Source organism: Microvirga lotononidis (assembly GCF_034627025.1).
GTDB lineage: Bacteria > Pseudomonadota > Alphaproteobacteria > Rhizobiales > Beijerinckiaceae > Microvirga > Microvirga lotononidis.
Genome location: NZ_CP141048.1, coordinates 1,043,293 through 1,065,305 on the forward strand (window position 1 = coordinate 1,043,293; position 22,013 = coordinate 1,065,305).

Genomic DNA, 22,013 nt, shown 5'->3' on the forward strand with positions numbered 1-22,013 from the left:
TGCTTTGCAGGGCACCCTCTCCCGCAGAGGGGAGAGGGCCATGCAGCATCAAGCCGCTTTCGCGAGCTTCGCCTTTTCCTGCGCGAAGGCCCAGTCGAGCCAGGGCGTCAGGGCTTCGAGGTCGGATTGCTCGACCGTCGCGCCGCACCAGATGCGGAGGCCGGGAGGCGCATCGCGATAGGCGCCGATGTCGAGAGCGACACCCTCCTTGTCGAGCGCGGCCGTGATGCCCTTGGCGACCTGCGCCACGGCCTCGGGACCCTTGGCCACCACATCCGGATCGGCGATCACGAGGCACACGCTGGTGTTGGAGGCGGCGGCCGGAACCTTGGCCAGGTTGGCGATCCAGGGCGTCCGCGCCACCCAGTCGTGGATGACCTTGGCGTTGGCATCGGCCTTGGCGACGAGCGCGTTCAATCCGCCGATGGACTTCGCCCATTCGAGCGCGTCGATGTAATCCTCGACCGCGAGCATCGAAGGCGTGTTGATGGTCTCACCCTCGAAGATGCCCTCGATGAGCTTACCGCCCTTGGTCATGCGGAAGATCTTCGGCAGGGGCCAGGCAGGCTTGTAGGTCTCGAGCCGCTCCACCGCGCGGGGCGAGAGAATGAGCATGCCGTGGGCCGCTTCGCCCCCCAGCACCTTCTGCCAGGAGAAGGTCACCACATCGAGCTTCGAGAAGTCGAGCTTCTGCGCGAAGGCCGCCGAGGTGGCGTCGCAGATCGTCAGGCCCTCGCGGTCGGCCGCGATCCAGTCGGCGTTCGGCACGCGCACCCCCGAAGTGGTGCCGTTCCAGGTGAAGACCACGTCGCGGTTCTTCGTATCGACCTGGGAGAGATCGGGAAGCTCGCCATAAGGCGCGTTGATGACGCGGGCGTCGGCAAGCTTGAGCTGCTTCACCACGTCCGTGACCCAGCCCTCGCCGAAGCTTTCCCAGGCCAGCATGTCGACAGGGCGGGCGCCCAGCATCGACCACAGCACCATCTCGACGGCGCCGGTATCGGAGGCGGGCACGATGCCGATGCGGTAATCGGCCGGCACCTCCAGCACCTCGCGGGTGAGGTCGATGGCGAGCTTCAGGCGCGCCTTGCCGAGCTTCGCGCGGTGCGAGCGGCCGAGGCTGTCGGTCTTCAGGTTTGCTAAGGACCATCCGGGGCGCTTCGCGCAGGGGCCGGACGAAAAGAAGGGCGCGCGCGGACGCGCGGCGGGCAGGTTCGTCATGTAATCCATCCTTACAGATGGGCGCCTCTCGGTGGGGAGAGGTGTCCCGCCAACTGGTATGATGGAACTGGCGAGGCGGGTCAAGGCGATTTGGCACCGACTTTAGAGCGTGCCGCCGCGCGCGCCAGATTGACTCCTAAAGGAAGCCCTCTTTCATTCATTGCATTTCGCACAGCATGAAATGCTCACTTCAAGCCGGAGGAAACCAAGCGCGCTCCCGTCGGGCAAACCAAAGGCCGCCGGGGTCCTCGTCCTTTGCTCCGTTGGCAAGCCATTCGCGCACGACATTCTCGATGATCTCGTCCGACCGTGAGCCATATTGCTGCTGCGCGATCCATTCGTGCTCACCCTCAAGCCCACCGCCGATGACCGGCACGGCGCCGCGCGACAGCAGCTCGGCGATGCAGCGACGGACATAATCCGTCAACGCCTCGCCTTCGAGACCGAAGCCATGTCGGCCACCCGGCACGATCTGCCACATGCCGACCGCATCGATCGGCAATTCGTTGGCTACCATCTTGATCCATTCGCTCATGGAGCGATCGAAATATTTATGCCTGAGTTCCTGTGTCATTGCTGATGCACTTTGTAACCGCTTCTTAGAATGGGATGATTGTTCTGAATGACATCGATTGTGATGCCATTCTCTTCGCTTCGTCTAACACCAAAAATTGATCCATCAGGGCGACGATACCAGAGACCCCGATACCCCGAAGGAGACTGAACGATCTGCGAGGCCGGCGTAAGGGTCTCGAGCAGGCTGTTGAATTCGGAAGACGTTACGGTACGCGTCGTGTCGTCCGCGCTCCTATACCGCGTCCCGACATGCTGCCCGTTGGGCATGAGGATTTCCTCCATTGGTCCGCGGACGGGCTCCGGTCTGCGCAATTCCCTCAAGCGAGCCGCAGCCTGCATGGCTGCAGCTTCATTGGCGAGGATGGCCCCCTCGACTCCCTCGTAGATGATCGGCGTCGGTCGCCAGTTCGGATCGTGTCGTTGGACCTCCTGCACCAGAGCCCGGGCACGGGCAGCCGACACGTCGAGGCGCACCTCTTGAGCTGGCGTCGTCTCGTAGGCTCGACCGCGAATGACGCGGGTGCCGCCACCTTGTCTGGGGCGGTTGGAAACGAACTCGATGCGCGAAGAACCCTCGCCATCTCCTCCGTCCGTCCAACGCCCACCGCCGGGATTCCCAGCGGGCACGCGCGGCTGGCTCGGGTTGAACCGTTTGAGAATCAGGGACAGGCGCAGTCGCCGAAGCTCCAATTGAGCGAGAGCGCGTAACGGGCTGCCCTCCAATTCTCCTCCAAAGTCCACGAATCCATAAAAAATCCATTCAAAAGTATGAATTAATTCATAGAACAAATGATGAACATTGTCAAGCTTGTCGCAACTTCTGAGTCTGGCTGAACTCCTGACCTCGTCCGGAAGAAATTGAGATTACGAAATCGTAATACAAAACATCGTGCTTGCTGCGTTATGTTCGCAGCGCTTGGCATGTATTATGCTAGGAACACTTCCGACAATTACGACCAAGAAGCCAATAAGGTCGAACGACTGAGTTAGGAGCGAGCATGCGTGTGTCCGGTCAACTCGCTGTCATTGCCGTGCTGGGGGCAGCAGGCTTTGGCGGCTGGTACGCCTACCAGGGCGGCCATCTGGCCAATCTGCCCGTGATCGGCGCGTATGTGGGCCAACCCGCAGGCCAGCAGGCCGTCGCTCCCGGAGGCCGCGGACGCGGCGGCCCGACCGGTCCCGCGACCGTGGACGTCGATACGGTCAAGACCGGGCGCATCGTCGAGACCCGGGAATCGGTCGGCACGGTCCGTGCCTATGAATCGATCACCGTGACCGCCAAGGTGGCAGGCATCGTCGGCGAAATCGGCTTCAACGAAGGTCAGAAGGTCAAGGCCGGCGACATGCTGGTCCAGTTCGACGCCGCCGAGCGGCGGGCCGAGATCGAGCAGACCATCGCCGAGGCCGGTCGCGCCGAAGCCCTCCGGAACGAAGTCGCCATCAAGCTGGAACGCGCCCAGGCGCTCAGCCGCACCGGCGCCGGCACCGGAGCCCAGGTCGAGGACCTGACCGCGCAGATCAAGTCGCTCGACGGCTCGATCGCGTCCGCCCGCGCCCAGCGCAAGGCGGCCGAAGCCCGCCTCGAGGATCTGATCATCCGCGCGCCCTTCGCCGGACGGGTCGGCACCCGCTCCGTTTCCCTCGGCGCCTATGTGGCTCCGGGCACCCGCATCACCTCCCTGGACGACCTGTCCAAGGTGCGCCTCGACTTCGCGGTGCCGGAAAACCTCCTGGGCCGGCTCAAGCCTGGCCAGACGGTCAACGCTACCTCGGCGGCCTATAAGGACCGCACCTTCAAGGGCAGCGTTTCCACCATCGACCCGCGCGTTGACCAGACGACCCGCACGGCCCGCCTGACGGCCGAGTTCGATAATGCAGACGAGGCCCTGAAGCCCGGCATGTTCCTGTCGGTGGCCCTCGAAGTGTCGACCAAGGACGACGCCGTCGTGGTGCCCGAGGAGGCCATCGTCAGCGAGGGCCTGCGCCACATCATCTATCCGGTGAAGGACAACAAGGTTGAGCGCCGCGTCATCACCATCGGCCAGCGCCAGGGCGGCAAGGTCGAGGTGGTCGACGGGCTGAAGGCCGGCGAGACCATCGTCGTGCTGGGCGTCCAGCGCGTGCGCCCCGGGGCCGAGGTCGTCGCCCGCCCGGTGGGCTCGGGCGCGCCGGCCGCGCCCGTTCCGGCAGCCAATCGGGAGCAGCCCTCCCGCTCCTCGCTGAACGTGCCCCAGGCCATCGGCGCCGCACAGGCCGCCGAGCGGAAGTAGTCTTTGTCTCCCGCTTCGGCGGGAGGTTTTCGTTTTACTGGTATAGAGCCGAGCCGATATGCAGGTTTCAGACCTCTTCATTCGCCGTCCCGTCTTCGCCGTCGTGGTCAGCCTGCTGCTGATCGTGGGCGGCCTCGCATCGCTCATGAACCTGCCGGTTCGCGAGTATCCGCAGGTCGACCGCCCGGTCGTATCGGTTTCCACCGTCTATCGCGGCGCCTCGAACGAGGTGATCGAGAGCCGGGTGACGGAGATCATCGAGGGCGCGGTGGCGGGCATCGAGGGCATCCGCCAGATCACGTCCCAGAGCCAGAACGACCGTTCGTCGGTCTCGATCGAGTTCGAGGTCTCCCGCGATCCGGAGGCTGCCACCTCCGACGTGCGCGACGCCATCTCCCGCGTCACCGGACGACTGCCGGACGGCGCCGACACGCCCGTGGTCCGCAAGGTCGATGCGAACGCCTCGGCGATCCTGTGGGTGGGCGTCACGTCCACCACCCTCGATGCACTCGAACTCAGCGATTTTCTCAAGCGCGTCTACGTGGACCGCCTCTCCACCGTGCCGGGCGTGGCCAACGTGAACCTCAGCGGCGAGCGCCGCTACGCCATGCGGATCTGGGTCGACCGGCCGGCGCTCGCCGCCCGCGGCCTGACCGTGCAGGACCTCGAAACCGCCATCAAGCGCCAGAACGTGGAGCTGCCGGGCGGCCGGATCGAGTCGAGCCAGCGCGAATTCACCGTCAAGACCGATTCCCGCCTCGCGACGCCCGAGCAGTTCCAGCAGGTCATCGTCAGCAGCAAGAACGGTTACCTGGTCCGGCTCGGCGAGGTCGCCCAGGTCGAGGTAGGCCCCGAGGACACCCGGTTCGAGTTCTACCAATCGGGCGAGACCGCCATCGGTCTCGGCGTCGTGCGCCAGTCGACCGCCAACACGCTGTCCGTCGTCGACGGCGTGCGCAAGGAGCTGGAGGAGCTCAAGGGCTCGCTGCCGCCCGGCACGACGGCGGAAGTCGCCTATGACGAAAGCCAGTTCATCCGCGCCTCCATCGAGGGCGTGCTGCACACGCTGGTGGAAGGCGTCGCGCTCGTGATCCTGGTGATCCTGCTCTTCCTGCGCGACTGGCGCTCCACCATCGTGGCCATGGTGGCGATTCCCGTCTCGATCATCGCGGCCTTCATGGTCATGGCCTTCTTCGGCGCATCCATCAACGTGCTGACCCTGCTTGCCATCGTGCTCGCCATCGGCATCGTGGTGGACGACGCCATCGTGGAGATCGAGAACGTGCACCGGCGCATCGAGGAAGGCCAGCCGCCGCTGCTCGCCTCCTTCGACGGCGCCCGCGAGATCGGCTTCGCGGTGATCGCCACCACGGCGACCCTCATGGCCGTGTTCGTGCCGCTCGCCTTCATGACCGGCAACACGGGCAAGCTCTTCCGCGAGTTCGGCATCACCCTCGCGGCCGCGATCTTCTTCTCCGGCGTCGTCGCGCGCACGCTCACCCCGATGCTGTGCTCGAAGCTCATGGTTCCCGCCCATGGCCGGATCCAGCGCATGACCGAGCCGCTCTTCGAGAAGATGAACGGCGGCTATCGCTGGCTGCTCTCCCGCGCCCTCGGGGTTCCGGTGGTCATTCTCTTCGTCGGCTTCCTGGTCTCGCTGTCGGCCTACGGCCTGTTCCAGTCCCTGCCGAAGGAATTCGCCCCGACGGAGGATCGCGGCGCCATCATCGTCCGCCTCCAGGCGCCGGAAGGCGCGAGCCTCGACTATACCCGCGACCGGGTGAAAGAGGTCGAGAAGGCCCTCATGCCCCTGCAGGAGCAGGGCCTCGTCGCCTCGATGCTGAGCCAGGTGGCCCCGGGCTTCGCACGCCCCTCCCCGGTCAACGAGGGCATTGTGATCGTGCGCCTCGTGCCCTGGGAGGAGCGAACCCAGACCCAGCAGGACATCGTGCGCCAGATGACTCCGAAGGTGTCGAACTTCCCCGGAGCCCGCGTGTCGGTGGTCAATCCGCCGGCCTTCGGCGGCGCAGGCGGCTTCGGCCAGCCGATCCAGTTCGTGCTCGGCGGACCCGATTACGAGACGATCCGCGGCTGGCGCGACATCGTCATGCAGAAGGCCCAGGAGACCGGCAAGTTCGTCAACATGGACTCCAACTACCGCGAGTCGCAGCCGGACATCCGCGTGCAGATCGACCGTCAGCGCGCCGCCGATCTCGGCGTCTCCGTGGAAGACATCGGCAACACGCTCCAGCTGATGTTCGGCGAGACCGAAGTCTCGACCTTCGTCAGCCGCGGCGACGAATACCCGGTGATCATGCGCGCCCGCGCCCAGGACCGCGCGACGCCCAACGACCTCACCAACACCTTCGTGCGCGCCGCCAACGGCGAACTCGTTCCGCTCTCCTCCTTCGTGACCCTGACGGAATCGGCCGCCCCGCAGGCGCTGAACCGGTTCGACCGCCTGCGGTCGATCACGATCCAGTCCTCGCTGGCGCCGGGCGTCTCCATCGGCGAAGGCCTGGACATCCTCCAGCAGATCGTGCGCGACAACCTGCCGGCGGAGGTGCGCATCGGCTATACGGGCCAGTCCAAGGACTTCCTGGATTCCACCGGCGCGATCTACCTGACCTTCGCCATGGCGCTCCTGGTGGTGTTCCTGGTCCTGGCCGCGCAGTTCGAGAGCTGGATCAACCCGTTCATCATCATGCTCACCGTGCCGCTCGCGGTGACGGGCGGATTGCTGGCCCTGTTCATCACGGGCCAGACGCTCAACATCTACAGCCAGATCGGCATGATCCTGCTCATCGGCCTCATGACCAAGAACGGCATCCTGATCGTCGAATTCTCGAACCAGCTGCGCGAGCGCGGATATTCGGTGCGGGATGCGGTGATCGAGGCCTCGGTCATGCGCCTGCGGCCGATCCTGATGACCTCGATCGCCATGATCGGCGGCGCCATCCCGCTCGCCTGGTCCACCGGCGCCGGCGCCGAGGCGCGCAACGCCATCGGGTCGGTGATCGTCGGCGGCGTCACGGTGTCGACCATGCTGACGATGCTCGTGGTCCCGTCGATCTACCTGCTCATCGGCGGCTTCACCAAGCCCGCAACCTACGTGAGCGAGCTGCTCGACAAGCTCCGCGCCGAGACGGGCCAAGTGGCTCACGGGGACGACCTGCCGTCGCGGAGGAAGGACGTGCCGCCGGCGCAAGCGGCGGAGTGAGGCCGGGTCTCTCGGCCTTGCCGGGAAGCCTTGCGCTCACACCCTGCCACGTCATGGCCGGCCTTGTGCCGGCCATCCCGATTGGAAGAGCTCGGCACTTCAAGTGAACGGGATCACCGGCATGAGACCGGTGATGACGCGGGTAAAGTAAAAGCCCCGGCGATCATCCCGCCGGGGCTTTTACTTTGAAACGAGAAGGGCGAGGTTCTTAAGCCGCAGCCTTGGACGCCGCCTGGGTAACGGCTTCCACCACGTCGTCCACCACGCGGTTGACGAGGTCCGCGTTGTCGCCCTCGCCCATGACCCGGATCACGGGCTCGGTGCCGGAGGGGCGGATCACGAGGCGGCCGCCATTGCCGAGGGTCTCGCGGCCGGACTCGATGGCCTTGATGACCGAGGCTTCCTGCAGGGGCTTGCCGGACTTGTAGCGCACGTTCTTGAGCACCTGCGGCAGCGGCTCGAAGCAATGGCAGACTTCCGAGACGGGCTTGCCCAGGCTCTTGACCACCGCCAGCAGCTGGAGCGCCGCCACCAGGCCGTCGCCGGTGGTGGTGTAGTCGGACATGATGATGTGGCCCGACTGCTCGCCGCCGAGATTGTAGCCGTTGGCCCGCATGTGCTCGAGCACGTAACGGTCGCCGACGGCGGTGCGCACGAGTCCGAGGCCCAGGCCGTTCAGGTACCGCTCCAGGCCGAGATTGGACATGATCGTCGCGACGATGCCGGCCTGCGAGAGGCGGCCGTCCTCCTTCCAGGACCGGGCGACGACGCCCATGAGCTGGTCGCCGTCGACCTTGTGGCCCTTCTCGTCGACGATCAGCACCCGGTCCGCGTCGCCGTCGAGGGCGATGCCGACATCGGCGCGCAGCTCGCGCACCTTGTGGATCAGGGCATCCGGCGCGGTGGAGCCGACATCGTGGTTGATGTTGAAGCCGTTGGGCTCGACTCCGATGGACATGACCTCGGCGCCCAGTTCCCACAGGGCCTCCGGGGCGACCTTGTAGCCGGCGCCGTTGGCGCAATCGATCACGACGCGCATGCCTTCCAGGTCGATCTGGCGCGGCAAGGTCCGCTTGGCGAACTCGATGTAGCGGGCCTGGACGCTCTCGATGCGCTTGGCGCGGCCGAGGGTGGCGGAATCGGCCAGACGCCGCGTCAGGTCGGAATCGATCAGAGCCTCGATCTGAAGCTCCATCTCGTCGCTGAGCTTGAATCCGTCGGGACCGAACAGCTTGATGCCGTTGTCCTCGTAGGGATTGTGGGAGGCGGAGATCATGACGCCCAGGTCGCACCGCATGGAGCGCGTCAGCATGGCGACCGCCGGGGTCGGGATCGGACCGAGCAGGAGCACGTCCATGCCGACCGAGGTGAACCCGGCCTGGAGGGCCGATTCGATCATGTAGCCGGACAGCCGCGTATCCTTGCCGATCACGACCCGGTGTCGGTATTCGCCGCGCTGCTGGAACATGATCCCGGCCGCCTGCCCGACCCTGAGGGCCAGATCCGGCGTGATGATCCCGTTGGCACGGCCCCGAATTCCATCGGTCCCGAAGTATTTACGCACGTGCTTTGTCTCCGCATTCCGTAGCGCTAATCCGCGCCTTGGCTTTTTCAAAGCAACCTCCCTGAATTCGGTCAAGGCTTCAGAGCCAATGCGCGCCATCACAAGTGATAAGCGATTGTTACAGCCTTCGGTCGAGTCCTTAGGGAGTATTAGATCTTTGAGGTAAACAAAAGAGAACGCCCGCCATAGGGCGGGCGCTCTGGATTTTACGGGTTACAGACTGCCTCTTCAGGCCTGCGGCTGGGGCTCCATGCCCCCGTCGCTCTCCCGCGGCCGGCCGCGGCCGGCGGTGGGCACGGCGGAGCCGCGGCTGGGAGTGATAGCCTCGCCGGTGTCGCGCACCGGAGGCTGGCCGTCGAGAAGATTGCGGATCTCCTCGCCGGTCAGGGTCTCGTATTCGAGCAGGCCGCGGGCCAGGGCCTCGAGGTCGTGCGCCTTCTCGGTCAGGATCCGCCGGGCATCGTTGAGCCCGTCCTCGACCAGGCGGCGAACCTCCGAGTCGATCTTCTGGGCGGTGGCCTCCGACACGTTCTGCTGGCGGCCCATCTGCATGCCGAGGAACACCTCGTCCTGGTTCTCGCCATAGGCGACGGTGCCGAGCTCGGGCGAGAAGCCCCAGCGGGTCACCATCATGCGGGCGAGACGGGTCGCCTGCTCGATGTCGGACTGGGCGCCCGAGGTGACCTTGTCCTTGCCGAAGATCATCTCCTCGGCGATGCGGCCGCCCATCATGATGGCCAGGCGCGAGGTCATCTGCTCGTAGGACATGGACAGCTTGTCCCGCTCGGGCAGCTGCATGACCATGCCCAGCGCGCGGCCGCGCGGGATGATGGTGGCCTTGTGCACCGGGTCGGTGGCCGGGACGTTGAGCGCCACGATGGCGTGGCCGGCCTCGTGATAGGCGGTCAGGCGCTTCTCGTCGTCGGTCATGACGAGGGTGCGGCGCTCGGCGCCCATCATCACCTTGTCCTTGGCGTCCTCGAACTCGCGCATGGTCACGATGCGCTTGCCGCGGCGGGCGGCGAGCAGCGCCGCTTCGTTGACGAGATTCATGAGGTCGGCGCCCGAGAAGCCGGGGGTGCCGCGGGCGATGACCTTCAGGTCCACGTCGGGCGCCAGCGGCACCTTGCGCACGTGGACGCGCAGGATCTTCTCGCGGCCGACCACGTCCGGATTGGGGACGACGATCTGGCGGTCGAAGCGGCCCGGGCGCAGGAGCGCCGGGTCGAGCACGTCGGGACGGTTGGTGGCCGCGATGATGATCACGCCCTCGTTGGCCTCGAAGCCGTCCATCTCCACGAGGAGCTGGTTGAGGGTCTGCTCGCGCTCGTCGTTGCCGCCGCCGAGGCCGGCGCCGCGATGGCGGCCGACCGCGTCGATTTCGTCGATGAAGATGATGCAGGGGGCGTTCTTCTTCGCCTGCTCGAACATGTCGCGCACGCGGGAGGCGCCGACGCCGACGAACATCTCGACGAAGTCCGAGCCCGAGATGGTGAAGAACGGCACGTTGGCCTCGCCGGCGACCGCGCGAGCCGTCAGGGTCTTACCGGTGCCGGGGGGGCCGACGAGCAGCACGCCGCGCGGGATCCGGCCGCCGAGGCGCTGGAACTTCTGCGGATCGCGCAGGAATTCCACGACCTCCTGCAGGTCTTCCTTGGCCTCGTCGATGCCGGCGACGTCATCGAACGTGACGCGGCCATGGGCCTCCGTCAGGAGCTTCGCCTTGGACTTGCCAAAGCCCATGGCCCGGCCGGCGCCGCTCTGCATCTGGCGCGACAGGAACACCCAGGCGCCGATGAAGAGCGCGATGGGCAGGATGTTCATGAGGACCGCGATGAACCAGGGGGTCGAATCCGACTGCGGACGGGCAGTGATCTGCACGCCCTTCTGCTGCAGCTTCGTCACGAGCATCGGGTCGCTCGGCGCATAGGTCGTGAAGGTGCGGCCGTCCGTGTAGGTGCCGCTGATCTCCGGACCGGAGATGACGACGCTGGTGATGCGTCCCGCATCGGCCTCGCTGAGGAGCTGGCTATAGGCGATATCGCTGCCGCCGCCCCGTTGGCCCGGGCTCTGGAAAAGGGTCACGAGCGCCAGCACCAGGAGGAAGATGACGACCCACAAGGCGAAGTTGCGGAAATTTGAATTCATCGGATCAGGTTCTGCCCCAGAGGGAGATGAAGCGCGGGGAGGTCTCCCCGTGCGGTTAAACTCAATGTAGGCACACCGTCTCGCCTTGCCAAGGGAATGCGGCGCCTATACGGCGCGATCCGATAACGTTGGCTAAGAGATTTGGCTAACGACCCCGCCGCCGCGGCGGTTCCGGTCCGATCGAAACCTTGCCCGCGCGATCCAGCTGCACGAGCGCCCCGGCGATGGTGAGGTTCAAGGCCTCCCCTGCCCCGACGGCCCTTCTCAGACGCTCCGCGCAGGTTTCGAGCCGGTTCAGACGGCTGTTATCGAGCCCGAAGCCCGCCCTGCGAAGGGCCTGCTCCAACGCCCGCAGGGCGATTTCAAGGGGCTCGCTCGCAAGGATGCCGCCCCTGAACGAAAGGCGCCCGCCTTCTTCGACGAGTCCCGCCCCTTCCAGGGCTTCCCGCGCCTTCAGGTCGAGGGCCTCGTCCGCCCGGGCGGCGCGCTCGGCGAAGCGGGACAGGCGCTCGGCATCGAGCCCTTCTGCCGCGAGAAGCGGCATGAGCCTGCGCCAACGGACACGGGCATAGAGCGTGTTCGCATTGGACGGGTCCTCGACGAAGCGCCAGCCCTGGCTCCGGCAGAGATCGAGAAGGCGCGCCTTCGGCCATCCGAGAAGCGGCCTCGCATGGACGATGCCGCGACGCTCCGTCTCCCGGCGCATGCCTGCGAGCCCGGCAAGGCCCGAGCCCCGGGCCAGACGCATCATGATCGTCTCGGCCTGGTCGTCGAGGGTATGGGCCGTGACGAGATGCGACGCCCCGGCCGCATGGGCAAGATCGGCGAGGAGCCGGTAGCGCGCCTCCCGGGCGGCCTCCTGGATACCGGTCCGGGGCTTGTCTCCCGCCCAGGCGAGAATCCGGTGCCGCAGGCCCAGAGCGTCGGCTTCCCGGGCGACGAAGGCGGCCTCGTCGGCGGCCTCGGGCCGGAGGCCGTGATCGACGGTGACGACCAGAATGGGAGGCCGGGAGCCGGCCACGCGCCAGCGGGCGAGCAGATGCATCAGGGCGATCGAATCGGGGCCGCCGGATACGGCCGCGATGATGCCCGCGGCGTGGTTCAAGGAAGTAAAGAGATGCTCCAGCCCGTCGTCCGAGAGCGCATCATCGGGAGGCGGAGACGCGGCCATCACGCGGCCCTTGTCGAAAATCGTCAGCGGCTCAGCTGCACTTGATGCGCTTCTGCTCGCGGTCGGACGCCTGGCGGACGGGAGCCGAGGCCTGGGGATACTTTCGGTCGAGCTCCGCGAGGACGGCACAGGCGCGATCCTTGGCGCCGAGCCCGTTCAGGGAGATGCCGAGCCGCAACAGGGAATCGGGCGCCTTGGCGGCATCGGGATGCTCCGCCGTGACGTTCAGGAACTGCTCCGCGGCCTCGCGGTAGCGGCCACGCTGAAGATACGTCTCGCCTAGCCAGAAGGTTGCCTCGGGCACGAGCTTGTCCCGGGGATTGGACTGGAGGAAGCGGCGAAAGCCCATCTCGGCCTGGTCGTACTGCTTCTGCGTGAACGAGGCATAGGCCGCGTCGAAATCGGAGCGCGGGTTGCCCACGCTCGTCGCCGCGACGCTCGGGCCGGGGCGCTCGGCAAGGGCCCCCTGCGGAAGGCCTGTCATACCCTCATGCCCGCCGCCGTCCATCGGAGCGCCGTCGAGGCCCTGCTCATCCTGCTCGATCAACTCCGCAAGCTGCCCGCCGGGCAGCGGCATGGGGCGATTCGCGTCCGCCGTCAGAGGGGTGGACGGCGCCGTGGTGCCGAGCGGACGCGGAGCGCCGGGGGCATCCGGCGCTTGGGAGGGATCGAATACGTCGCTCCGGCGCTGAGGCTGGGCCGGCGCCGGCTGGGCGGGACGCGACGGCGTCGCGGTCGGCGGGGTCGCGGAGCGCGAGCCGCCGCTTCTCTCCTGGAAGCGGAACTCCACGTCCTCCTGGAACTTGCGGAGCTGCTCCTTGAGCTGGCGGTTCTCGTATTGGAGCTGCTCCATCTGGCCGGAGAGCTGGCGGAACTGGCTCTCGAGCCGGTTCAGGCGCACGATCGCGTCGGCCGCATCCTGAGCGGCGGCGGGAAAGACCGAGGTCGTGGCCAGAGCGAGAGCAAAGGCTGAAAAGACAAACAGGCGTCGAAACATGCTGGGATACCGTGAGGGTCCTCGAACGAGGAGGCCGATAACACAAAAGCGCCGCCACGGCGAGAATGTGGCGGCGCTTTGCGGGTTCACGAGGGCTTGAATGGGTGGGGCTTTATGCCCCGGCCCCGCCGCCGAGCACGGTGACCGCGCGGCGGTTCTGCGACCAACAGGAGATGTCGTTGCAGACCGCGACCGGACGCTCCTTGCCGTAGGACACGGTACGGAAGCGGTTGCCCGGGATGCCGCGGGAGATCAGGTAGTCGCGGACGACCTGGGCGCGGCGGGCGGACAGCGAGTAGTTGTACTCGCGGGTGCCGCGCTCGTCCGCATGGCCTTCGAGGATGAAGGTGTATTGCGGGTAGCGCTGCAGCCACTGGGCCTGCTTGTCGAGGGTCGCGACCGCCGTGGGGGTGAGGTCGGTCGAGTCGGTCTCGAAGAACACGCGGTCACCCACGTTGACGACGAAATCCTGGGCGCTGCCCGGGGTGGCGGCACCGCCGGCCCCGAAGCCTCCGGCTCCATCGGCCATACCATCTTTGTTGGACGAACACGCCGCCGCCCCGAGGGCGAGGACGATAGCAGCGGCGAACTTGACGGCGCGCAGCGTCATCATTGGCAATACTCCTTACACATACGTTTGCCGAACGTTGTGTCTTTCATATCGGGAGGATGGTTAAGGGAGGGTTCCGTCAACCGCGAAGGGACTTCCGGGGATTAAGGTGAATTATGGCCAAGTTGTGGAAGTTGGGGTTAGGGTTAATCAAGTGTGAACGGTTTCGGGCTGCCGCGTTTATTCCTACCCCAAAGTTAGGAGAATGCCGGCCGATGAAGCTGGGCTGCTGCCGATTGCCTGTTTCGAGCGTTGAGAGGTCATGAACATCGTGACGACCCAGCCCGGAAGCCATGCGCATCCCTATCGCAAAGCCCTGGACGATCTGCGCCTCGAGCGCGCCTTCTCGCGCATCGCCGACAGCGACCTGCGCCAGGGCAACGCCATCGCCCTCCTCCGCGATTCGCGGGAGAACTATCCCGCTTGGCTGAAGGCGATCCGGTCGGCGAAGGAAGTCGTCCATTTCGAGAACTTCATCATCGCCGATGACGATACGGGACGCGAGTTCGCCGAGGCCCTGATGGAACGTGCCCGCGCCGGCGTTCGTGTGCGGGTGCTCTACGACTGGCTCGGATCCTCGTTCCGCGCCCTGCCCCATTACTGGCGTCGGCTCCGTGAGGCGGGCGTCGAGGCCCGCGTCTTCAATCCGCCCCGCCTGACCGACCCGTTCTGGATCCGGCGCAACCATCGCAAGCTGATCACGGTCGACGGGCGCATCGCCTTCGTGTCGGGCCTGTGCATCTCCGACAACTGGGTCGGCAAGAACGGCGCCGAGCCATGGCGCGACACCGGCCTTTCCCTTGAAGGCCCGGTGGTGGCCGACCTCGATGCGACCTTCGCCGAGAGCTGGGTTCTCGCGGGCATGAAGGCGATCCCGAAATCCGAGCTGCCCCATGCGGACCTGATCCCGCAGGCCGGCTCGGTGGCCGCCCGGGTCATCAGCGGCGAACCCGGCATGTTCCGGACCTACCGGGTCGACCAGTTCATCGCCGCGACGGCCCAGCGCAACCTCTGGCTCACGGACGCCTATTTCGTCGCCACGACATCCTACGTGCAGGCTCTGGGCGAAGCCGCCCGCGACGGGGTGGACGTGCGGCTCCTCGTTCCCGGATCGAGCGACGTCCCCGCCCTGCAGCCGGTGGTGCGCGCCGGCTATCGCTCGCTGATCGAGGCCGGGATCCGGGTCTTCGAGTGGAACGGCTCGATGCTCCATGCCAAGACCGCCGTGGTCGATGGCCGCTGGGCGCGCGTCGGCTCCACCAATCTCAACATTGCCAGCTGGGCGACCAACTGGGAGCTCGACGTGGTGGTCGAGGACGCCCATTTCGCCGAAGCCATGGAGGCGATGTACCTGGCGGATCTCGCCAATGCGACCGAGATCGTGCCCGGCTGGCAGTCGAGACGCCGTCAGGCCCGGAACATGCGCTCGCGCCGGGGCCACCGCTTCAAGAAAGGCGGCGTCCGCCGGCTGGCGGCGGGTGCCCTCGCCCTGTCGAGCACGGTCGGCAAGGCCGTCGGCTCGCGCTCGCTCACGGCCACCGAGGCGAGCAGCGTCGCCATCATCGGCGGAGCGCTGCTGGCGCTGGCCATCCTGGTAACGGCCTTCCCCGTCCTGATCGTGTCGCCGATCGTCATCGGTCTCATTTGGCTCGGCCTCGCGCTCCTCATCCGCGCCCTCCGCCTCAAGCGCCGCGTGCGCCTCAGACGCCGCAAGCTTGCCCTGCGGCGCAGGCTGACCAAGATCAGAGAGAGCGAGACTTCGCCGGGAGAGTAGAAGCCGAACGAAGAACCGGGAAACCAACGGTCAAGCTTGGCGTTTCTGGAGCAGGCGCATCGTGCGGAAAAGTGGATCCGGTTTTCCGCACCGAACGATGCGCCCGTCCAAGAGTGAGGCATCGGATCGAATCCCAAAAGTGCGATCCACTTTTGGGTCCGATGCTCAAGGCTGAATGTCCCTTTTCGAGGAGGACTTCCTATGGCTACAGGCACCACCGGCCCTTTCGACACCCTTGACCGCACCCATGCCATGAGCCGGATCCTGGCCCAGAACTGGTGGGCCCTGGCTCTTCGCGGCGTCTTCGCGATCATCTTCGCGCTCATCGCCTTCTTCATGCCCGGAGCCACGCTCCTGTCGCTGGTCTGGGTCTTCGCCGCCTATATGCTGGTCGACGGCGTGTTCGGGATCATCGCCGCGGTCAGGGCCGCGTCCAACAACCAGCGCTGGGGCCTCCTGATCCTCGAAGGGATCCTGGACATCCTGGTCGGCGTCATCGCGTTCATGATGCCGGGACTGACGGTCGTGTTCTTCGTCACCCTGATGGCCGTGTGGTCGCTGATCACCGGCGTCCTGATGATCGTCGCGGCGTTCAAGCTGAACCCGGCCTACGGCCGCGGCTGGATGATCTTCAGCGGCATCGTGTCGGTGCTCTTCGGCGTCTCGCTGCTGGTGGCGCCTCTCGTGGGCGCCGTGGTGCTGACCTGGTGGCTGGGAGCCTACGCGCTCGTGTTCGGCATTTCGCTCCTGATGCTCGCGTTCAAGCTCAAGGGCTACAGGGACGAACCCGGCGGCGCGACGCCGCTGCGGGCCTGAGCCATAAAAAAGGGCCCCGCCGGGGCCCTTTTCTCGTCTGATCAGTTGCTCTGCCGGCTTTCGCTCAACAGCGGCGACCAGGTCGGGTCGGACGCGAAGGACGGGGTCGGCACCGGCTGCTCCACGCGGCCGGTGATGTCGACCATGTAGAGCTTGCCGCCGGCCTGTCCGCCTGGATCGCGGAAGAACAGGATGTACTGACCGTTCGGCGCCCAGGTCGGGCTCTCGTTGTGGAAGCCTTCCGTCAGGATGCGCTCGCCCGAGCCGTCGGGCTTCATGATGCCGATGGCGAAGCCGCCCGCGCGCTGCTTGGTGAAGGCGATGTAGTCGCCGCGCGGCGACCAGGCCGGCTGCGAATAGGAGCCGTCGCCGAAGGAGATGCGGCGCTGGTTCGAGCCGTCCGCGTTCATGGCATAGATCTGCTGCTTGCCGCCGCGGTCGCTCTCGAACACGATCTGGCTGCCGTCCGGCGAGAAGGACGGCGAGGTGTCGATGGCGGCGGTGGAGGTCAGGCGCGTGGTGTTGCGCGAGCCCAGGTCCATCATGAAGATGTTGGCGTTGCCGCCCTGCTGCAGACTCATGACGATCCGCTGTCCGTCCGGCGCGAAGCGCGGCGAGGAGGCCATGTCGGGGAAGTTGCCGAGCACCTGGCGGGTGCCGGTCTCCAGGTTGATCACCTGGACGCGCGGCTGTTGGCCCTCGGCCTGGGCCGAATAGGTGATGTCCTGCGTGGCGGGCGAGTAGCGCGGCGTCACGACCGACGTGTCTCCTTGAGTCAGGTAGCGCACGTTCGCGCCGTCCTGGTCCATGATCGCGAGCCGCTTGCGGCGGTTCTCCTTCGGACCCGATTCATCGACGAACACGATGCGCGTGTCGAAGAAGCCGCCGAAGCCCGTCACCTTGGTGTAGACCGCATCCGAGATGATGTGGCCGACGCGGCGCCAGAAATTGGCGTCAGTCACGTATTGCTGGCCGGTGAGCTGCTGGCCCGACTCGATGTCCCACAGGCGGAACTCGGCGCGAAGACGGCCCGCCGGATCGCGCGAGACGCGGCCCGTGACGAGGGCCTGCGCGCCCGCCATCCTCCAGGCGTCGAAACGCGGCGCAGCGTCGAAGGACGGACGCTCCGGGAAACGGGACTTGTCGAGCGGCGCGAAGTAGCCCGAGCGCTGCAGGTTGCTCGTGATGATGCCGGAGACCCGCTGGCCGAGATCGCCCTCGCCGGAGAAATCGGCAACGGCGATGGGCATGGGCTGGAACTGCCCGCCGGGACCGACGCGGAACGAGAGCTGGGCCTGTGCGGACGGCGCGAGGGCCGCCATCGGCATGACGACGGCGAGCGCGACGAGAAGACGGGAAACGAAGCGAGTGATCATGGGATGGTGTCTCAAGCTTGAAGGGCTTTAAGAGAGAGGAGGATCGAACTGGACGTTCAATACTTTCCAATCCGCGTAATACGGGACGAACTTCGCCGGAATCTCGAACTGGCGGCACTTGCGAATGGCCCGGACGGCCGCATCGGCGACCGCACGGTCGGTCGAGCTGCTCCCCGCCTGGAGGATCCGGGGTTCGGTGCTGAGCGATCCGTCCTGGTTCAGGCGGATGTCGAGGATGGGTGCGGTCACCTGGCCGCCCGATGCAGAGATCGGCGCGCTGTAGCAGCGCTCGATCTGCGACACCAGGATCCCGATGAGCGCATCGCGCAGGCTTGGGGAGAGCTTCGCGGAGGATCCTGTCGCGGTGCCGAGGGCGGCCGTCTTCTGCACCTCCGGCCCGGTCGCGCCGGTGGACTGGTGCTTTTCCTTGCTGTCCAGGAACTGCTTCAGGTCGCCCATGTCGAGCTTCTTGGCGAGCTGGGCTTCCTTGCGCGCCTTGGCCTCGGCCTCTTCCTTGGCCTTGGCTTCCGCGAGCTTCTTCTCGGCCTCCGCTTTCGCCTTGGCTTCGGCTTCGGCCTTCGCTTTGGCCTTCGCCTCGGCGATCTTCTTGGCCTCGGCATCCGCCTTGGCTTTCGCCTCCGCTTCGGCCTTCGCCTTGGCTTCCGCCTCGATCTTGGCCTGCTCGGCGGCCTTGGCCTTTTCGATCGCCTCGGCTTCCGCTTTTTCCTGCAGCTTCTTTTCTTCCTCGGCCTTGGCCTGGGCGGCCTTTTCCTCCTGCGAGCGCGTGGGCGGCGCGGGCGGCGGAGGCTGGGCGGCGACCGGCTCTTCCTTCTCGGCGACCTTCATCTCGGCCGGCCTCTTGGGCGGGGCCGGCGCGTCGCGCTTGTCATCGCCCGGATCCTTGAGCTCGGCCTTGTCGGCGACGCGCTCGGCGCGCGGCTTCGGCTGCGGAGCCTTGGCGTTCGTTTCGCCCTTGGTGATCTGCGAAAGCTGGTTGTCGGTGATGATCTCGACCGGGATGCCTTCCTCGGCGGGGGGGAACTCGCTCCCGACCGACAGGCCGATCAGGGCGGCGGCCAACAGCGACGCATGCGTGACGCCCGAGACCCAAAGGCCCGGCTCGGAGGTGTTGAATTTCAGCTTCAACGCCACGTGTGTTTGCCCCTTGTCCTCAATCCCGCTCAGCGCTGATCGACCTCGGTCACGAGGGCGACGCGCTTGTAGCCTGCCGTGGTCACGATCGACATCACCTGCGCGACGCGCCCGTAATCGACCTTCTTGTCCCCGCGCACGAAAATCCGCTCGTCGAAGCCCGACTTCGACACTTCCGCGAGCTTGCCGACGATGGCCTCGTCCACCAGCTCGGTCTCGCCCAGGAACACCTGACCGGTCGCCTTGATGGAGAGCGTCACGGGCGTCGCGTCGGAATTCAGCGGCGCGGCCTTGGTCTGCGGCAGGTCGAGCGGCACGCCGGCGGTCATCATGGGCGCGGCCACCATGAAGATGATGAGCAGCACCAGCATGACGTCGATGAACGGCGTCATGTTGATCTCGTTGATCGCCCCGGGAGTCCGGCCGCGCCTGCGCCGCCGTCCGCCGCCTCCCGCCGCTCCTGCCATCATGGCCATGCCCGGTCTCCCTTACGCGGCATTGGCGGGGTGATGCCCCGCATGGCCGCCGATGCGCTCGTCGATCTGGCGCGACAGGATGGCCGAGAATTCGTCGGCGAAGCCCTCCAACCGGGTCTGGAGCTTGCCGACCTCCGATTGCAGCTTGTTGTAGGCGAGCACCGCCGGAATGGCCGCGAACAGGCCGATGGCGGTGGCGAACAGCGCCTCCGCGATGCCGGGCGCCACGACGGCGAGGCTCGTGTTCTTGGAGGCCGCGATGGACGTGAAGGAATTCATGATGCCCACGACCGTGCCGAACAGGCCGATATAGGGGCCGGCAGATCCGATGGAGGCCAGCACCGTCAGGCGGGAGTTCAGTCGCTCCACCTCGCGCTGGATGGTGACGTCGAGCACCTTGTCGATGCGCTGCGGCAGGCTCTGGAACGAGCGTCCCGAGCCCTCGAAGGAGCGCTTCCATTCGCGCATGGCGGCGACGAACACGGCGGCGAGCCCCGTGGCCGGGCGGCTCTGGAGGGAGCGATAAAGCTCCTCGAGCGACTGGCCGGACCAGAATACGTCCTCGAAGCGGTCCATGGCGCGCTTGGAGCGGGAGTAAAGCAGCGTCTTGTCGATGATGATGGCCCAGCACCAGACGGAGGCCGCGAGCAGGCCCAGCATCACGAGCTTGACGATGAAATGAGCCTGCCAGAACAGGCCGAAGAAGGACAGTTCGTGGGCCACAGGGACGGCCTGGGCCACATCAGCCGGGTTCATAATCTCTCGTCCTCGCTCTTGGAGCAGTCCCGGAAGGCAATCCAGGGCGTCCCGCAACAGGTTCTAGGAAAATCTGTTCTTGTATTACCGTTCGTTCGCCCCTGAATCTGTCGAAAATAAGGGCACCGGGTCACAAGACTCGCGATCATTCCAGACCGTCACCTGTTAGGCACAGGGTAAGGTTAAGGTCTGGTTTAACTGCGGCCGCGCAGAGGCGAATACCCTGAAATAAATATGGAAATTCCGGCTGACATGCACTGGAGGCAGAGCCCCCGCGCGTCCTGACCATGGGGCAGGTTGCAGTCCTAGGAATTCGCGCTCAGCGCCGCCCGCAGCTCGTCGGGGATCCGGACCGCCCGCCCTCCCCGGACGGCCGCGACCATCACGTCGGCCCTCACGAGCACCTCGTCGCCCCGGCGCACCTCCTGGGAGAGCGTCATGGAGGCGCCGCGCATCTCCTTCGGCCGGGTCACGATGGTGAGCACGTCGTCCATGACGGCGCCGCCGAGGAAGTCGATGGCCATCTTGCGCACCACGAAGGCGAGCCCGCCCATATCCGCATGGAGGTCGGACTGCGCCACCTCGACGGCCCGCAGGAGCTCCGTGCGTCCGCGCTCCATGAAGCGCAGATAGCTCGCGTGATAGACGCGGGCGGAGAAGTCCGTGTCCTCGTAATAGACGCGGATGGGGAGAACGTGCGCGCCGTCCTGCATGAAGCCGGAGAGGTGAGAGCCGACAACGCCTTGCTGTTCGCGCCTGTCACTCATCCCCGTCCCCGTTGAACAGCCCGAACTGCGTCGAGGTCTCGCGAGACGGCTCGGGGATGCCGAGATGCTTGAAGGCGTGGGGCGTGAGGATGCGGCCGCGCGGAGTGCGCTGCACGAAGCCCTTCTGGATGAGATAGGGTTCGATGATGTCCTCGATGGCGTCGCGGGGCTCGGACAGAGCCGCCGCGATGGTCTCGATGCCGACCGGGCCGCCACCGAAGGAATTGGCGATCATGGTCAGGTACTTGCGGTCCATCAGGTCGAGGCCGATGGGGTCCACGTCCAGGAGGCGCAGGGACTTGTCGGCGAGATCGCGCGAAACGGTCTGGACGCCCTCCACGATGGCGAAGTCGCGCACGCGGCGCAGCAGGCGCCCGGCGATGCGGGGCGTGCCGCGCGAGCGGCGGGCGATCTCGTTCGCGCCCTCCTCGCTCATGCCCAATCCCAGCACGCGGGCGCCGCGCCGCACGATCAGCTCCAGCTCGTCGACGGTGTAGAACTCAAGCCGGATCGGAATGCCGAACCGGTCGCGCAGCGGCGTGGTGAGCAGGCCCGCCCGGGTGGTGGCGCCCACAAGCGTGAATTTCGGCAGCTCGATCTTCACCGAGCGCGCGGCCGGGCCTTCGCCGATGATCAGGTCGAGCTGGTAATCCTCCATGGCCGGATAGAGGATTTCCTCGACCGCCGGGTTGAGGCGGTGGATCTCGTCGATGAAGAGCACGTCGCGCTCTTCGAGATTGGTGAGTTGGGCCGCCAGATCGCCCGCCTTGGCGATCACCGGGCCGGAGGTCGAGCGGAAATTGACCCCGAGCTCGCGCGCCACGATCTGCGCCAGCGTGGTCTTGCCCAGCCCCGGCGGGCCGACGAAGAGCACGTGGTCGAGGGCGTCGCCGCGCGCCTTGGCGGCATCGATGAAGACCTGGAGATTGGCCCGCGCGGCCTTCTGGCCCGTGAAATCGTCGAGCGAGAGCGGCCGGATCGACGCATCGACATCGTCCTCGCGCTTTTCAGGGCTGAGCAGGCGGCGGGAATCGGTCAAAGAGGCTTACCTTCCAGGGACTTCATATAGGCGATGACGCTCTAATACGCCATTCTTAACAAGATCAAAACAGGAACGTT

General features: G+C 66.2%; 18 protein-coding genes. 4 read left to right on the forward strand and 14 right to left on the reverse strand.

Annotated elements, in window-relative coordinates:
• Positions 1-48 precede the first annotated feature (48 nt).
• The 3 genes from U0023_RS04905 to U0023_RS04915 all read right to left on the reverse strand — a co-directional run bounded on the left by U0023_RS04905 (position 49) and on the right by U0023_RS04915 (position 2,586).
• The gene (locus tag U0023_RS04905; RefSeq protein ID WP_009763453.1) at positions 49-1,221 is read right to left on the reverse strand and encodes a phosphoserine transaminase; all 1,173 of its coding nucleotides are present in this window, start codon (positions 1,219-1,221) and stop codon (positions 49-51) included.
• Positions 1,222-1,411: 190 nt separating this feature from the next.
• Complete coding sequence (locus U0023_RS04910; protein WP_040638690.1) at positions 1,412-1,756, reverse strand: hypothetical protein; 345 nt, start codon at positions 1,754-1,756, stop codon at positions 1,412-1,414.
• Between the two features lie 35 nt (positions 1,757-1,791).
• A complete protein-coding gene (locus U0023_RS04915; RefSeq protein WP_245272988.1) occupies positions 1,792-2,586 on the reverse strand; it encodes a hypothetical protein in 795 nt (264 codons plus the stop codon).
• A gap of 209 nt (positions 2,587-2,795) precedes the next feature.
• Between U0023_RS04915 and U0023_RS04920 the strand changes: the two genes are divergently transcribed.
• Positions 2,796-4,067 carry an efflux RND transporter periplasmic adaptor subunit gene (locus U0023_RS04920; RefSeq protein ID WP_009763450.1) on the forward strand — a complete coding sequence of 424 codons (1,272 nt, stop codon included), beginning with the start codon at positions 2,796-2,798 and terminating at the stop codon, positions 4,065-4,067.
• A 58-nt stretch (positions 4,068-4,125) separates the two neighbouring features.
• The gene (locus U0023_RS04925) at positions 4,126-7,287 is read left to right on the forward strand and encodes an efflux RND transporter permease subunit (RefSeq protein WP_009763449.1); all 3,162 of its coding nucleotides are present in this window, start codon (positions 4,126-4,128) and stop codon (positions 7,285-7,287) included.
• A 208-nt stretch (positions 7,288-7,495) separates the two neighbouring features.
• On the opposite strand, the gene glmM is transcribed toward U0023_RS04925, so the two are convergent.
• The 5 genes from glmM to pal all read right to left on the reverse strand — a co-directional run bounded on the left by glmM (position 7,496) and on the right by pal (position 13,780).
• Complete coding sequence (gene glmM, locus U0023_RS04930; RefSeq protein WP_009763448.1) at positions 7,496-8,851, reverse strand: phosphoglucosamine mutase; 1,356 nt, start codon at positions 8,849-8,851, stop codon at positions 7,496-7,498.
• Positions 8,852-9,079: 228 nt separating this feature from the next.
• The gene (ftsH, locus tag U0023_RS04935) at positions 9,080-10,999 is read right to left on the reverse strand and encodes an ATP-dependent zinc metalloprotease FtsH (protein WP_009763447.1); all 1,920 of its coding nucleotides are present in this window, start codon (positions 10,997-10,999) and stop codon (positions 9,080-9,082) included.
• Positions 11,000-11,144: 145 nt separating this feature from the next.
• A complete protein-coding gene (gene tilS, locus U0023_RS04940; RefSeq protein WP_009763446.1) occupies positions 11,145-12,170 on the reverse strand; it encodes a tRNA lysidine(34) synthetase TilS in 1,026 nt (341 codons plus the stop codon).
• Positions 12,171-12,201: 31 nt separating this feature from the next.
• Positions 12,202-13,167 (reverse strand): tol-pal system protein YbgF, encoded by a 966-nt coding sequence (gene ybgF / locus U0023_RS04945; protein WP_009763445.1) that lies wholly within the window; start codon positions 13,165-13,167, stop codon positions 12,202-12,204.
• 112 nt (positions 13,168-13,279) lie between these two features.
• The gene (gene pal, locus U0023_RS04950) at positions 13,280-13,780 is read right to left on the reverse strand and encodes a peptidoglycan-associated lipoprotein Pal (protein ID WP_009763444.1); all 501 of its coding nucleotides are present in this window, start codon (positions 13,778-13,780) and stop codon (positions 13,280-13,282) included.
• A 259-nt stretch (positions 13,781-14,039) separates the two neighbouring features.
• Here pal and U0023_RS04955 point away from each other — a divergent pair, with 259 nt between their 5' ends.
• Together U0023_RS04955 and U0023_RS04960 are read left to right on the forward strand one after the other, a co-directional pair.
• Positions 14,040-15,551 carry a phospholipase D-like domain-containing protein gene (locus U0023_RS04955; protein WP_009763443.1) on the forward strand — a complete coding sequence of 504 codons (1,512 nt, stop codon included), beginning with the start codon at positions 14,040-14,042 and terminating at the stop codon, positions 15,549-15,551.
• A 201-nt stretch (positions 15,552-15,752) separates the two neighbouring features.
• Positions 15,753-16,367 carry an HdeD family acid-resistance protein gene (locus tag U0023_RS04960; protein WP_009763442.1) on the forward strand — a complete coding sequence of 205 codons (615 nt, stop codon included), beginning with the start codon at positions 15,753-15,755 and terminating at the stop codon, positions 16,365-16,367.
• A gap of 41 nt (positions 16,368-16,408) precedes the next feature.
• On the opposite strand, the gene tolB is transcribed toward U0023_RS04960, so the two are convergent.
• From tolB to ruvB, 6 genes are all read right to left on the reverse strand, one after another.
• Complete coding sequence (gene tolB / locus U0023_RS04965) at positions 16,409-17,743, reverse strand: Tol-Pal system beta propeller repeat protein TolB (RefSeq protein ID WP_009763441.1); 1,335 nt, start codon at positions 17,741-17,743, stop codon at positions 16,409-16,411.
• Between the two features lie 27 nt (positions 17,744-17,770).
• Positions 17,771-18,895 carry a cell envelope integrity protein TolA gene (gene tolA, locus U0023_RS04970; protein WP_009763440.1) on the reverse strand — a complete coding sequence of 375 codons (1,125 nt, stop codon included), beginning with the start codon at positions 18,893-18,895 and terminating at the stop codon, positions 17,771-17,773.
• 29 nt (positions 18,896-18,924) lie between these two features.
• Complete coding sequence (locus tag U0023_RS04975) at positions 18,925-19,371, reverse strand: ExbD/TolR family protein (RefSeq protein ID WP_009763439.1); 447 nt, start codon at positions 19,369-19,371, stop codon at positions 18,925-18,927.
• A 12-nt stretch (positions 19,372-19,383) separates the two neighbouring features.
• Complete coding sequence (gene tolQ, locus U0023_RS04980; protein ID WP_009763438.1) at positions 19,384-20,127, reverse strand: protein TolQ; 744 nt, start codon at positions 20,125-20,127, stop codon at positions 19,384-19,386.
• A 305-nt stretch (positions 20,128-20,432) separates the two neighbouring features.
• Positions 20,433-20,840 carry a tol-pal system-associated acyl-CoA thioesterase gene (gene ybgC, locus U0023_RS04985; protein ID WP_040639013.1) on the reverse strand — a complete coding sequence of 136 codons (408 nt, stop codon included), beginning with the start codon at positions 20,838-20,840 and terminating at the stop codon, positions 20,433-20,435.
• A gap of 46 nt (positions 20,841-20,886) precedes the next feature.
• Entirely contained in the window at positions 20,887-21,933 is a 1,047-nt protein-coding gene (ruvB, locus tag U0023_RS04990) for a Holliday junction branch migration DNA helicase RuvB (RefSeq protein WP_009763436.1), read from the reverse strand.
• Positions 21,934-22,013: the final 80 nt, after the last annotated feature.

Bases quoted from the DNA above. Each gene is read 5' to 3' on its own strand.
- tolB (WP_009763441.1), bottom strand. From the start codon at position 17,743: ATGATCACTCGCTTCGTTTCCCGTCTTCTCGTCGCGCTCGCCGTCGTC.
- ybgF (WP_009763445.1), bottom strand. From the start codon at position 13,167: ATGTTTCGACGCCTGTTTGTCTTTTCAGCCTTTGCTCTCGCTCTGGCC.
- tolQ (WP_009763438.1), bottom strand. From the start codon at position 20,127: ATGAACCCGGCTGATGTGGCCCAGGCCGTCCCTGTGGCCCACGAACTG.
- U0023_RS04955 (WP_009763443.1), top strand. From the start codon at position 14,040: ATGAACATCGTGACGACCCAGCCCGGAAGCCATGCGCATCCCTATCGC.
- ybgC (WP_040639013.1), bottom strand. From the start codon at position 20,840: ATGCAGGACGGCGCGCACGTTCTCCCCATCCGCGTCTATTACGAGGAC.
- U0023_RS04925 (WP_009763449.1), top strand. From the start codon at position 4,126: ATGCAGGTTTCAGACCTCTTCATTCGCCGTCCCGTCTTCGCCGTCGTG.
- U0023_RS04960 (WP_009763442.1), top strand. From the start codon at position 15,753: ATGGCTACAGGCACCACCGGCCCTTTCGACACCCTTGACCGCACCCAT.
- U0023_RS04975 (WP_009763439.1), bottom strand. From the start codon at position 19,371: ATGGCCATGATGGCAGGAGCGGCGGGAGGCGGCGGACGGCGGCGCAGG.
- U0023_RS04920 (WP_009763450.1), top strand. From the start codon at position 2,796: ATGCGTGTGTCCGGTCAACTCGCTGTCATTGCCGTGCTGGGGGCAGCA.
- U0023_RS04910 (WP_040638690.1), bottom strand. From the start codon at position 1,756: ATGAGCGAATGGATCAAGATGGTAGCCAACGAATTGCCGATCGATGCG.
- pal (WP_009763444.1), bottom strand. From the start codon at position 13,780: ATGATGACGCTGCGCGCCGTCAAGTTCGCCGCTGCTATCGTCCTCGCC.
- ftsH (WP_009763447.1), bottom strand. From the start codon at position 10,999: ATGAATTCAAATTTCCGCAACTTCGCCTTGTGGGTCGTCATCTTCCTC.
- tilS (WP_009763446.1), bottom strand. From the start codon at position 12,170: ATGGCCGCGTCTCCGCCTCCCGATGATGCGCTCTCGGACGACGGGCTG.
- U0023_RS04905 (WP_009763453.1), bottom strand. From the start codon at position 1,221: ATGACGAACCTGCCCGCCGCGCGTCCGCGCGCGCCCTTCTTTTCGTCC.